This window comes from Paenisporosarcina sp. P4_D4 (assembly GCF_056401835.1).
This window is the reverse complement of sequence record NZ_JBFUIO010000013.1, coordinates 36,723-49,242: the sequence shown is the minus strand read 5'-3', so window position 1 is coordinate 49,242 and position 12,520 is coordinate 36,723. Positions and strand designations below refer to the sequence as shown.

General features: G+C 41.9%; 13 protein-coding genes, 1 rRNA gene and 1 riboswitch. Of the genes, 10 read left to right on the top strand and 4 right to left on the bottom strand.

Annotated elements, in window-relative coordinates:
* Positions 1-130: 130 nt before the first annotated feature.
* Positions 131-246 (top strand): 5S ribosomal RNA (rrf, locus tag AC1DSL_RS05865).
* Between the two features lie 443 nt (positions 247-689).
* Here the strand turns inward: rrf and AC1DSL_RS05860 are convergent.
* The gene (locus AC1DSL_RS05860; RefSeq protein ID WP_477531517.1) at positions 690-1,037 is read right to left on the bottom strand and encodes a VOC family protein; all 348 of its coding nucleotides are present in this window, start codon (positions 1,035-1,037) and stop codon (positions 690-692) included.
* Positions 1,038-1,054: 17 nt separating this feature from the next.
* Positions 1,055-2,218, bottom strand: coding sequence for an aminotransferase class I/II-fold pyridoxal phosphate-dependent enzyme (locus AC1DSL_RS05855; protein WP_477531516.1), 1,164 nt, complete (start codon positions 2,216-2,218; stop codon positions 1,055-1,057).
* A gap of 85 nt (positions 2,219-2,303) precedes the next feature.
* On the opposite strand from AC1DSL_RS05855, the gene AC1DSL_RS05850 reads away from it, so the two are divergent.
* The 9 genes from AC1DSL_RS05850 to AC1DSL_RS05810 all read left to right on the top strand — a co-directional run bounded on the left by AC1DSL_RS05850 (position 2,304) and on the right by AC1DSL_RS05810 (position 10,591).
* On the top strand, positions 2,304-3,098 hold the full coding sequence (locus AC1DSL_RS05850; protein WP_477531515.1) for a carbon-nitrogen family hydrolase: 795 nt from the start codon (positions 2,304-2,306) through the stop codon (positions 3,096-3,098).
* 88 nt (positions 3,099-3,186) lie between these two features.
* Positions 3,187-3,295: riboswitch (SAM riboswitch) on the top strand.
* Positions 3,296-3,364: 69 nt separating this feature from the next.
* The gene (locus tag AC1DSL_RS05845; RefSeq protein WP_477531514.1) at positions 3,365-4,378 is read left to right on the top strand and encodes a methionine ABC transporter ATP-binding protein; all 1,014 of its coding nucleotides are present in this window, start codon (positions 3,365-3,367) and stop codon (positions 4,376-4,378) included.
* Positions 4,368-5,039, top strand: a complete 672-nt coding sequence (locus AC1DSL_RS05840) for a methionine ABC transporter permease (RefSeq protein WP_477531513.1) — start codon at positions 4,368-4,370, stop codon at positions 5,037-5,039. The genes AC1DSL_RS05845 and AC1DSL_RS05840 overlap by 11 nt, the downstream gene beginning before the upstream one ends.
* An 18-nt stretch (positions 5,040-5,057) precedes the next feature.
* Positions 5,058-5,891 (top strand): MetQ/NlpA family ABC transporter substrate-binding protein, encoded by an 834-nt coding sequence (locus AC1DSL_RS05835; RefSeq protein WP_477531512.1) that lies wholly within the window; start codon positions 5,058-5,060, stop codon positions 5,889-5,891.
* A 15-nt stretch (positions 5,892-5,906) separates the two neighbouring features.
* Positions 5,907-7,022: an iron-containing alcohol dehydrogenase family protein gene (locus AC1DSL_RS05830; RefSeq protein WP_477531511.1), complete on the top strand. Its 1,116-nt coding sequence runs from the start codon at positions 5,907-5,909 to the stop codon at positions 7,020-7,022.
* Positions 7,023-7,243: 221 nt separating this feature from the next.
* Positions 7,244-8,071, top strand: a complete 828-nt coding sequence (locus AC1DSL_RS05825) for a YihY/virulence factor BrkB family protein (protein WP_016429777.1) — start codon at positions 7,244-7,246, stop codon at positions 8,069-8,071.
* The gene (locus AC1DSL_RS05820) at positions 8,072-8,746 is read left to right on the top strand and encodes a response regulator transcription factor (protein WP_016429778.1); all 675 of its coding nucleotides are present in this window, start codon (positions 8,072-8,074) and stop codon (positions 8,744-8,746) included.
* Positions 8,743-10,122 (top strand): sensor histidine kinase, encoded by a 1,380-nt coding sequence (locus tag AC1DSL_RS05815; protein ID WP_477531510.1) that lies wholly within the window; start codon positions 8,743-8,745, stop codon positions 10,120-10,122. Before AC1DSL_RS05820 ends, AC1DSL_RS05815 begins: the two co-directional genes overlap by 4 nt.
* Before the next feature lie 73 nt (positions 10,123-10,195).
* Complete coding sequence (locus AC1DSL_RS05810) at positions 10,196-10,591, top strand: hypothetical protein (protein WP_342542638.1); 396 nt, start codon at positions 10,196-10,198, stop codon at positions 10,589-10,591.
* Positions 10,592-10,847: 256 nt separating this feature from the next.
* Here AC1DSL_RS05810 and AC1DSL_RS05805 read toward each other — a convergent pair whose 3' ends face one another.
* Both AC1DSL_RS05805 and AC1DSL_RS05800 read right to left on the bottom strand, forming a co-directional pair.
* Positions 10,848-11,618, bottom strand: coding sequence for a FixH family protein (locus tag AC1DSL_RS05805; protein ID WP_477531509.1), 771 nt, complete (start codon positions 11,616-11,618; stop codon positions 10,848-10,850).
* A 250-nt stretch (positions 11,619-11,868) separates the two neighbouring features.
* Positions 11,869-12,432, bottom strand: coding sequence for a GNAT family N-acetyltransferase (locus AC1DSL_RS05800; protein ID WP_477531508.1), 564 nt, complete (start codon positions 12,430-12,432; stop codon positions 11,869-11,871).
* Positions 12,433-12,520: the final 88 nt, after the last annotated feature.

The following is a 12,520-nucleotide window of genomic DNA, read 5'->3' as shown; positions in this document are numbered from 1 at the left end:
GGTTCGAGGTGGAAGCGCGGTGACGTGTGCAGCTGACGAATACTAATCGATCGAGGACTTAACCAAAATGAATTTGAATGGTTTTCAATGACCCGTTTATCCAGTTTTGAGTGAACAAACACTCAAATAGTCTAGTGATAATGGCAAAGAGGTCACACCCGTTCCCATACCGAACACGGAAGTTAAGCTCTTTAGCGCCGATGGTAGTTGGGGGTTTCCCCCTGTGAGAGTAGGACGTCGCTAGGCAAATAAGAAACCGATACCTTCCGAGGTATCGGTTTTTTTGTATTGTATTTTAAGATTAGTACGAAGGTGTGTGAGAAAGAGGAGGAACAAAGAGTTCGAGGAAACAAAGGGATGAGACTCGGAGCGTATAATATACGCGAGACTCGAAGACCTGCGGTTGACGAAGAAATCTGCCGTTCATCGTCTTTCGCAGCCTAGCGCCGATGGTAGTTGGGGGCGCCCCCTGTGAGAGTAGGACGTCACTAGGCAAAATAAGAAACCGATACCTTCCGAGGTATCGGTTTTTTTGTGTTGTTTTTTAAGCTTAGTACGAAGGTGTACGAGGAGCGAAGAATTTCCAAATGCTTAAATTAAACACTTTGCAAAAGAACAACGAAAACACCCATCATCAAATGAAAGGTGTTCACGATAGTAATTTAATTCGTCTGTTCTTTCCAAATGTTTTAAAAGCGTTCAAAAAAAGTAATGCACACACCATCTGGATCAATAATGGAGAACTCCTTAGTCCCCCAAGGCTTGACTTCTAAAGATCCATTTTGATGAATTACCTGTTGTTTTTCATATTCACGATACTGAGATTCAATTGCATCGACTTGGATGCGGAAGCTTGTCCATTCGCCTAAATGAGTATCATCCGTTTGGTAAAAAAGAATTTCAATATTTCCACGGTAGACACCGCCATAGCCGTTTGGAGTGAAACCCAGCTTTTGTTCATAGAAAGTTATGGCGGTTTCGATATCTTTCGCTGGGCTTAAAGGGGTCAAGCTCTTGAAATTAATAGATTCACTCATTCATTGTCACCACTTTCTCAAAAGATAGCCAGCTTACCGATCCGATCTACCGCTTCTTCCAATCGTGGCTCATCAACTAATAACCCAACCCGAATATAGCCTTCTCCAAATTCACCGAAGCCATTTCCTGGGGCTACGGCTACGTCTGCTTCATTTAAAAGTTTGTCTGTAAATTCTTGGCTGGTATATCCTTTTGGAACGGGTAACCAAGCAAAGAATGAGCCTGTAGGGGCTTCTACTTCCCAACCAATCCGTTTACATGCGTTGATAAAGGTATTGCGACGGTTTTCGTAGCGCTCGACCAATGAGGAAACGCATAATTGATTTTCATTCAAAGCAGCGACTGCAGCATGCTGTATTGCAGGGAAAAGGCTGACGAATAAATGGTCTTGAATCAGGTTCAGGGCTTCAATCATCTCTTTGTTACCAACTGCAAAACCGACACGCCATCCTGCCATGTTGTAGGTTTTAGATAACGTATACATCTCAATTCCTATTTCCTTAGCTCCTTCAGCTTGTAGGAAACTTACCGGTTTAACACCGTCAAATCCAATGGCTCCATAGGCGAAATCGTGTGATACAGCAATTCCATTTTCTTTTGCGAACTCGACGGTTTGGTTGAAGAATTCAAGGTCTGCCGTTGCTCCAGTTGGATTATTTGGATAGTTAAGATACATGAGTTTTGCGCGTTCTTTCGTGTCTTGAGAAAGCATATTGTAATCAGGTAAAAAGTTGTTTTCGGCGACTAGTGGCAATGTTTCATATTGAACGTCAGCCATGACGACTCCAGATAAATAATCCGGATAACCTGGGTCAGGCAGTAACATCAAATCTCCAGGATTCAGTACAGCAATCGGCAACTCCACAAGTCCAATCTTCGTTCCGAATAAAACCGCAACTTCTGTAGTTGGGTCAATCTCAACATTGTATTCTCTTTTATAAAAGTCTGCTGCAGCTTCCTTCAATTCGCCAATTCCACGAAATGGCGAATATTTATGTGTAAGGGGATTTTCTGCAGCTTCTTGTAAGGCTTTTACGATGTGTGGAGGTGTTGGTTGGTCAGGATTTCCTTGACCTAAATTGATCACATCGCGACCCTGTGCTACTGCAGCTCCTACTTTTTGAACAAGTGAAGCAAAGAATTGTGGTGGTAATTGTTGAAGCTTCTTAGAAAGTTCCATGGTTTTTCCTCATTTTCTGAAATAGTTGCAATCATCAGCCAAATCTTATAATCTTTTGTGTATCTTGTCTACAGGGGGTGTACCCATGAAAATCGCATGCATTCAGCTCGACGTAGCGTTTGCCGAGCCTGAAAAAAATTTTTACAACGTTCAAAAGTACATAAAAAAGGTCGCAAGTGAGGGTGCAGAGCTCGTTGTATTACCTGAAATGTGGAATACTGCTTATGCATTAACGGAGTTAGAACATCTTGCAGACGTCGAAGGGCAACGAACAAAAGAATTTCTTTCCGAGCTGGCCCGTACATATCATGTCCATATCGTAGGAGGGTCGGTTTCTACGAAAAAAGGAGACAGCTTCTACAACACAATGTACATCTATTCGAATGAGGGTAACCTAGTGTCCGAATATGATAAAGCGCATTTGTTCCGTCTCATGGATGAACATCTATACTTAAAAGCAGGAAATCAATCAAATGTATTTTCATTAGGTTCTATTCAAGCAGGAGGGGTCATATGTTATGACCTAAGGTTTCCTGAATGGTTAAGGTCACATGCATTAGCCGGAGCGAAAGTGCTCTTCTTACCAGCACAATGGCCTGAAACTCGTATTGATCATTGGAGAATCTTGCTTCAAGCCCGTGCAATCGAAAATCAATGTTTTGTCATCGCCGTCAATCGAACTGGGAACGATCCGAACAATCAGTTCAATGGCCAATCCATGATCATTGCACCTTGGGGGAAAGTGTTATGGACTGGAGCTGATGATGAAGAGTACGCAATCATTGATGTTGATTTTTCAGAAGTTGAAGAGGTACGTACTCGCATACCGGTATACGAGGATCGCAGACCTTCGCTATATGAACCTTTGTTTGAAAAATGAAAATAATTTTCAAAAAGTGTTTGACACGTGTATAAAAACATCGTAAGATTTACTTCAGCAACAAAACAACCAAACAACTACATATGGAAATTTATCAAGAGAGACCGAGGGATAGGCCCTATGACGTCCGGCAACCCCCAGCACGAGCTGGGAAGGTGCCAATTCCTACAGAATGATTTCATTCTGAAAGATAACCAAAAATCCATTTTTCGGTGCCTCTTTCATGATGAAAGGGGCATTTTTTATTTGGCAAAAAGGAGCTTGTGATGATAAAAATTAATGATTTATCTAAAGAGTACATAACGAAAAAAGGAACGGTTATAGGTGTTGATCGCGTAAATCTCACCATCAATGAAGGGGAAGTGTTCGGTATTGTCGGATACTCAGGTGCAGGCAAAAGCTCATTATTGCGGTGCATCAATCTACTTGAACGGCCAACAAGCGGACAAATTGAAGTGAATGGACTGGACCTCACAAAATTAAAAGGAGAAAAATTACGTAAAGCCCGCTTGAAAATCGGCATGATCTTTCAACACTTTTACTTAATCAGTCAAAAAACAGTTGCTCAGAATATTGCCTTCGCATTAAAGGCAGCTAATACACCAAGTGAAAAAATGGAGACCCGCGTTTTGGAGTTACTAGAAATGGTTGGTTTGACAGATAAGAAAGATGTTTATCCGGCCCAATTAAGCGGTGGACAGAAGCAGCGTGTCGGAATTGCTCGTGCACTGGCAAACAATCCTTCCGTCCTGCTGTGTGACGAAGCAACTTCAGCGCTTGACCCGAATACGACCTTATCTATTCTGCGCTTGCTCAAAAAAATCAATCGCGAATTGAACATCACCATTGTGTTGATCACACACGAAATGAATGTGGTAAAAGAAATATGTGATCGCATGGCCATCATGCAAGATGGACGGGTGGTTGAAGAGGGAACGGTCTACGATATTTTCTCCAATCCAAAAGCAGAATTGACGAAAGAGTTCATCAGTAGCGTCGTCTCATTCGAAGTACCCCAATCCATTTTGGATCAAGTCACTGGGCGTATTGTGAAAGTGCTATTTAAAGGCAATGTGGCGGGAGAAGGTGTCATCTCGGATATGATTCAGAATTTTGATGTACGAGGAAATTTCTTGCATGGCGCGATTGAATACATTCAGGAAATACCACTCGGTTTGTTTTTGATGGAAATTCAGGGACAACCAGAAAATATAACAAGAGCCATCACGTATATGGAAGGACGTGGGGCGCAAGTGGAGGTGGTACGTAATGGGAATTGATATACCGCATGTAATTGAAATGTGGCCAGACATCCTGAATGCATTCGGGCAATCGATGTATATGATTGGGGTTTCATTAACAGTCGCAATCATTATTGGCTTACCATTGGGGATTGTGCTTTTTGTTACAGACCGAGGTTTATTTTTAGAAAATCGATTTGTTAAAGGAACACTCGGTTTTATTGTCAATATGGTGCGTTCCATTCCATTTATCATTTTGTTGGTAGCTCTTATTCCTTTAACCAAATTACTGGTAGACTCAACGATTGGTCCAGCAGCTGCAAGTGTATCATTGTCAGTTGCCGCAATTCCTTTCTTCGCCAGAATTGTGGAAACGTCTCTTCGTGAAATTGATAAAGGGGTGATTGAAGCAGCCATTGCAGTTGGCGCGACACCTTGGATGATCATCAAGGATGTATTATTGCCTGAAGCAAAAACCAGCATCGTGCAAGGCATTACGATGACCATCATTAGTTTAGTAGCATACTCCGCCATGGCGGGTGTGGTTGGAGGCGGCGGTATTGGAGACTTAGCCATTCGCTTCGGATATTACCGTTACGATGAAACAATCATGATGGTGACAGTTGTCATTTTAATTGTTCTCGTTCAAGTCATTCAGCAGCTGGGTGACTGGACGTCAAAAGCAATAGATAAACGATAAAAAGGGAGAGAAATAGAGATGAAAAAAGTTTTATTTATGTTCATTCTAGTCTTAATGACAGCAGCACTTGCTGCATGTGGAGGAAGCGACAAAGAGTCAAAAGGTAATGCGGACAATGACAAATCAGTGACATTAGGCGGATCAGCAGGTCCATATAGCGACATGCTCAATAAGGCAATCAAACCCGCTCTTGAAGAGAAAGGATACAAAGTGAAAATCGTTGAATTCAGTGACTATATTCAACCGAATATTGCGTTGGACAATGGAGATATTGACGCAAATCTTTTCCAACACTCGATTTACTTGGAAAACTTCTCAAAAGAAAATGATATGGAATTGACAGGCTTAATTGCAGTGCCGACAGCACCAATGGGTATTTACTCCAACAAGTTCAAATCTGTTGAAGAGATCAAGGATGGAGCAACCATTGCCATTCCGAATGACCCGGTGAATGCAGCTCGTACATTATTAATCTTGCAAGACCATGGATTAATTGAATTAGACCCTAATGCAGAACCATTGAAGGCGTCTGAAAAGGACATTAAATCAAATTCGAAGAACTTGGTGTTCCAACCAATTGAAGCTGGCCAACTTCCACGTGCAGTGGACAGTGCGGACTTAGCAGCTGTACCTGGTAACTTTGCTTTGGCAGCGGAAATGAACCTGCTGGATGCGATTTTGCTTGAGAACATGCCGGACCGATACCGCAACTTAGTTACTGTAACGACAGCAAACAAAGACTCACAATTAGCGAAAGATTTAATTGAAGTCGTGGAAGCACCAGAATTCGAGGAAATCATCGATGCGGAATTCGTAGGTTTCGGCAAGCCAGAGTGGATGAAAAACCGTTAAGAGAGAAGGGTTTTTGTGGAAGACATCATAGTGCGGGGTGCACCAGCTGAATATGTTTGTAAAAGTGGTGTACTGAATGAATTAGAAGAGAAGTTACAGCTAAGAAGCATTCAGCGAGTACTTATTGTTTCAGGTGTGAAATCATGGAATGCAGCGCGCTATTACTTTCCAAATCTAAAAAGCATTCAGGTATCACATACCTTCTATAAAGGCGAGTGTTCACTCACTGAAATTAATAGAGTGTCTACGTTGGCACAAACTGATGGTGTGGATGCCATTATTGGAGTAGGCGGCGGAAAAGTATTGGACGTGGTGAAAGCGGCTGCTAGCGCTAGTAGAACGAAGTCAGTGTTAATTCCAACGCTTGCTTCAAACTGCGCACCGTGGACACCACTAAGCGTTATTTATTCGGATGAAGGGGTTATGACACATTACGATGTGTACCCCATGAGTGTTGACATTCTTCTCGTCGAGCCGCGAATTTTAGTGAAAGCCCCAGCTCCACTTTTGATTGCAGGTATCGGCGACACGCTAGCCAAGTGGTATGAGGCAGACGTACAAATTCGGCGATTAACCCATCCCCCGGTTGCGCTGAAAGTCGCTCATCATACAGCTCGGCTGTGTGCTGAAGAAATGTTTGCTCATGCAGAAGAAGCCATTGCTGACGCGAAAGAAGCCCAAGTGTCAGAGTCATTTAAAAAAGTAGTTGAATCCATTATTATGTTAGGCGGCATGGTTGGTGGATTTGGTGACAAATTTGGTCGTATTGCGGGTGCCCACTCCATTCATAACGGAATGACCATTGCACCGGAGTCACACGAGGCGCTTCATGGAAATAAAGTAGCATACGGCATTTTGGTTCAACTGCTTCTTGAACAAAAAGAAAGCGAAGTGGAGCGATTACTGCCGTTTTATCATAAACTGGGCTTGCCTACTTCACTTCGAGAATTAAATATTTCTGATACATGGATTGACGAAATTGCTGTGCACTCCACACGTGAAGAAGAGTCGATACATAACATGCGGAGTGAAAAGATTACAGTTACTGAAGTGTCACAAGTCATGCGTGACTTAGAGTCATTCCAACTCGTGAAAAGTCCGATTATGATTGAAGTAAAGACGAACCCGTGAATTTTGCGATCATCGATGATTATCAATTTGAAAGACCGACATTAAGCTGTCGGTCTTTTTTGTTGTGTAGAAGATTATACTTAAAGGGTCATGGTCATTTATATAAAATGGTCCGTCAAAACGTACATTTTATCCCCTTACACTTTGTATGGGGTTTTTTCTTGCTTAAATCCATATGTTTCGGTCACAATGACAGTAGAACAAGCTTGGAGGAACCATAGATGAAGCTCGTTACACGTATATTTATGCGGTTTTTTTCGGAGCGATTTTTCGATGAAGCTGCGCAAACCGCTTATTATCTGCTTTTATCGGTATTTCCTTTCTTACTATTTATCCTGTCATTAATTAGCTTCTTTCCGGTAGATGAGCAACAGATTTTAAATTTCTTGAGACCGTTTGCTCCTGGTGAATCGTTCAATTTAATAGAAGACAATGTGACAAATATCCTGGCTGCAGACAAAGGACGCGTACTGTCCCTCAGTTTGCTGGCTGCGTTCTGGGTTTCATCTATGGCTGTGCAGGCGCTTGCCCGTGCATTGAATGAAGCGAATGGAATTAAAAGTACACTTCCTTATTGGAAAGGACTGCTTCGAGATCTTGGCATAACCCTTTTGTTTATGACACTTATACCGTTATCATTGTTTTTACCATTCATCGAAAGTGGATTGCACTGGGTGGTATCAAAAGCGGGTACAATCGATCACTGGCAAGGGTGGATTTATATTTGGCCAGCAGTTAAGTGGGGGCTTGGGTCTGTATTTTTGTTCCTGTTTTTCCTGCTTTTCTATAAAATCGTACCAAACAAAAGACTCACTTTCCGTGATGTATGGCCTGGTGCTTTATTGTCGGCAGTTGGTTGGCAAGTCGTTTCGATTCTTTTTGCCGACTACGTGGCGAATGTCAATTACAAGCGACTGTATGGTCAACTGTCAGGGATTATCGTGCTGGTGCTTTGGTTCTACTTGACCACCGTCGTGATTTTATTGTCAGGGCTGCTGATTGCAGAAGTACGAAAGCTTCGATTGGGAAGCGATGAAGGGGTTGAGTAAATGCGAACCATATTATTGGTAGATGATGATCCAAATATTTTAGCGCTTATGAGTATCCATTTAAGCAAAGCGAGATATAAAGTAGAAAAAGCACTGGATGCAGAGAGTGCACTTACGTTAATTCCACGAGTGTGGCCACATGTGGTTGTCGTTGACGTGATGATGCCCGGCATGGATGGTTTCGCGTTAACAAAAAAGATTCGGGATGAATTTGATATTCCCGTTATATTGGTAACAGCCAAAAATTTGCTTGAAGATAAAGAAAAAGGATTTCTTGCAGGTTCTGATGACTACGTCGTTAAACCGTTTGAACCGCAGGAACTCCTTTTCCGCATAGGGGCTGTGTTAAGAAGGAGCGCCAAGCCAAATGAAATACGCATGCAGGTTGGGTCACTTGTGATTAATCGAAAGCGACTCGATATTTCAAATGGAGTTGAAACAAAGTGGCTGCCCTTAAAAGAATTTGAATTGCTTGCTTTGCTCGCATCCAATCCAGGCACTGTATTTACACGAAGTGTACTGATGGAGCAAGTTTGGGGATACGATTATGAAGGTGATGAACAGACATTGAGTGTACATATAAAACGATTACGGCAACGCTTGGAGGGATTTGTCTCAGATGTGAAGATTGGCACAGTACGTGGGGTTGGCTATAAGTTGGAGGCTCAAACATGAGATCTTTGTATAGCAAGTTTCTCCTTGTGACAGTCGCCATCATGGTTGGAAGTGCCACCCTTGGGTTTTTATTGGTCAATACGTATTACCATCAACAATTAAAAGAACAAAATGACGCCAAAAATGTTGGGATTGCACAAGACATGGCAGCTTTCATTGAACGCAATCCAAGCGTCCCTTTAACTGAATCAATCGAGGTATTTGGTGATGTCGGATACCAATTGTACGTTGTAAATGAAGCGGGTGAAGCTGATTTTCATGGTGGTCCATTTCGTGAATCAACTTTGCCTGCAAAAGTAAAAGAAGGGGTACTTGAAGGCGAAATTTATCACGGCATGAGAGATTTTCCGAAAGAAACATTTGTTACCGGCTTCTTTTCAAATCAATTGACCAATACAGTCGGCGTTCCATTTGTTTATGAAGGGGAGAATCATGCACTGTTTATTCGCCCAAATATCAAAATGTTATTTACGGAAGTACACCTTCTGCTGGGTGGGCTGGCTACATCCATGACCGTGTTTAGTTTACTTGCGATGATAATTGTCGCGAGAAAGATGATTCAACCCATCACCTTGTTAACAGAAGCAACGAATAAAATAGCGAATGAACGCTTTGATGAGCCCATTGCTGTTTCAAGTAGGGATGAAATCGGACAGCTGGCTGCAAGTTTTCAAATCATGGCCACTCGTTTGAAAGAGAATGATCAAGTACGAAAAGATTTTATAAGTCATGTCTCACATGATTTCCAGTCACCCTTACAGAACATCCAAGGATATGCGCAGTTACTTGCAAATCCATCTTGTCCGAAAGATGAACGACTTCAATATGCTGAAATCGTGGAGTTAGAGAGTAGGAGATTGTCAGCATTAACAAAGCAGCTGTTGTATTTAACTTCACTAGATCATCAATCGTATCAACCCACTTATAAGAGGGTTTCTATTAAAGAGCAAATTGAAAGGTCCATTCGTCAAAATGAATGGCGTTTTGAAGAGTTGGAGCTGGATGTTCGGATAGATATGCCACCCCTGCTTACACACGGAAATCCGGAATTATTGATGCAAGTATGGGAAAACATCATCACCAATGCAGTAAAATACAACCGTTTAAATGGATTCATTCACATTAAAGGATTTGAGTTGGAGAAGGAAGTTGCTATTACAATAGAAGATTCAGGGATTGGATTGACCGATGAACAAGCAGAAAAAGCTTTTGACCGGTTTTACCGAGCCGATCTCTCCCGGACTCGAGCTAAGGAAGGTACAGGGCTTGGACTGGCAATTGTCAGTGAGGTCGTGAAACGTCACAAAGGAGCAGTGTCAATCAATAGTGAGATTGATAAAGGAACCACCATTCAAATCATTCTTCCAAAACTGTAATACCAAGTTCACGTTATGTTCATCTTCGTGTGGTAAGATGAACTCATCTTAAAAGAAGAAAGGTAGAAATAATATGCAAGAAAAATGGAGTATTCGTTTAATCCGGATTGCCGCAATTTTTGGGATTATTGGCGCCTATATCGGCTCGCATATGGCGGGAGCGGGGTCGTACGCATTCAAGCCGATTCATGCACATATTTTGCTGGTGGGTTGGTTATCCGTATTTAGTTGGGGTGTATTCTACAAGTTGTTTGAAGTGAAATATCCGAAATTGGTCGTCGTTCATGCATGGTCAGCCATTTTAGGAGCTATCGGATTAACAGTAGGAATGTGGCTTCAATTTATGCAACCTCTTGGAATACCTGAAACATTCTCATTGATTTTCTACATTGTGGGTGGAAGTACATTACTCTTAAGCTTTGCGTTGTTTGTAGCGGTTACATTCGCCATTAAACCAGCTAAGAAATAGTAGACCGAAAACATCAAGCTCTTCTATCACAAAAGGGCGTTCCATGCAGTCCTTAGAGAAAGAAGGAAAGAGGAGGCCAGATTGGCGCTCCTCTTTTTTGTTGGCTCAGTTATTGTTCAAAAAGAAAATAGAGCCATGATAGTGTCTCGCTGATATTCAAGAAAAGCTTTCTTTAGTTGAATAAAGCGAGATAAATTTCTTTAAGATAGCCTCATTGTAAAAAAAAACGCAATCCATTTACAGGATTGCGTCTATCTTATTTCACTGTATACGTTTTTACCACATGGTCGTGCACATCGTCGCCTTTAGTTACATGAACTTGAATTTCGTAAGTTCCAGACTCTGTAAAGGTGAATTCTGTCTGGTACACGCCTGCGCCTTTTTCAGGGGCTTCGAGCCAAGTGTGGTGGTCGTCATCACTACGTGAAATTTCATATCGTACGCGTGCTCCTTCAAGAGGCGCATCCGATAGAGAAACATTGGCAATTAACATTACCGCTTCACCAACAGTCGCAGAACCGTCTGCGAAATCAATCGTTGCACCGTGACTATGATGGCTATCGCCGCCATGAGCTTTTCCTTCAGTCGAAGTGTCGGTCGCTTTGCTTGACGTTTCTTCGCCACCGGTCACCGTTGTTTGTTTTGTAGGCATAATGTGCATATCACGAGCTGTTACATGCGATGTAATATCATACGTCCCATTTGTCTTAAATGTATAGTCAATTGCATACTGTTTGTCTTCATTTAATGTTGCAACAATCATTTCTTTTTCGCCAGAAGTTAAATTCAAGACCTCAATCTTTACTTCATTCGCATCTTCCACAATTTCTCCGTCTTGTGTGACTGCAGCAGCGATTACTACCTTTTCACCGGCAGTAACTGTTTCAGGTACGATTAAATCGACTTCAACTATTTCTGGAACTTCATCTGTCTTTGCTGCGTTATGTCCTTCATGTTCGTCATTTGTTCCACAAGCACTAAGAGTAAGAACAGCGAGCATTGATCCAATTGCTAAAAATCGTTTCATTTGTCATACGCCTCATTTCGTTTCGTTGATGTCATTGTAGCAAAAAAAAGCTTATACAGCTGTGACAGAACTGGGAATTTATATGTTACACTGCTTTTGTTTAAGTATCGGATAAAGTGGAAAGAAAATATTCTATAAAAATAGAGTTTCTTCTTATTATTATGAAATCATTGCACTCATTCAAAAGCCCAGTAACAAAATCACGCCCAGCCTACAAAAGGCCGGGCGTTTTTTTAGAGAATGGTTTGTCCTAAAGAGGTTTCACCATGTGATGAAAGGCACCGCCATAGATTTCCCACGGTTCAGCAATATGATAACCGATTCTTTCATATAGCCGAATGGCTGCTTCCTTTTCCAACTCCACATTAAGTGCGGCTTTAGAGAAACCTTCTTTTCGTGCGACTTCTTCTGCGTGCTTCAATAAGATACTGCCGATGCCCTGCCCACGGAAATCGGGGTTTACACAAACGGTATCAATATAAAATTCGTCTTTACGTGCCTCTGGTGGAATAACGATTGGTTCTCCTGTTTTCGTGCGTAACCATGTTACTAAATTCGCATCCATTTCAATGGCGTCGGTTCCTGAATATAGAACCATCACTCCAGTAATCCCATCTTGTTGTTCGGCAATTACCGTATTTAAATAGGAATGTCGATTGTCTTCTTGCTGAAATAAGTGGATTAACTGTTCTGTCACTGCTTCGGCATCCTTTTCGCCAGTCATTTGCTCGGCAATGTCGCCAATCGCATCGATGATGAGTGGAACGGCTTTTTCAGCATCTTCAGGTCTTGCTTTTCGAATATGTATGGTCATGAAACTCAACTCCTTCCTTCAACTATACCAAAATGTACATGTTCCCTCTACAACGCCGTTCATGGTAATCTAATACTACTAAATAGAA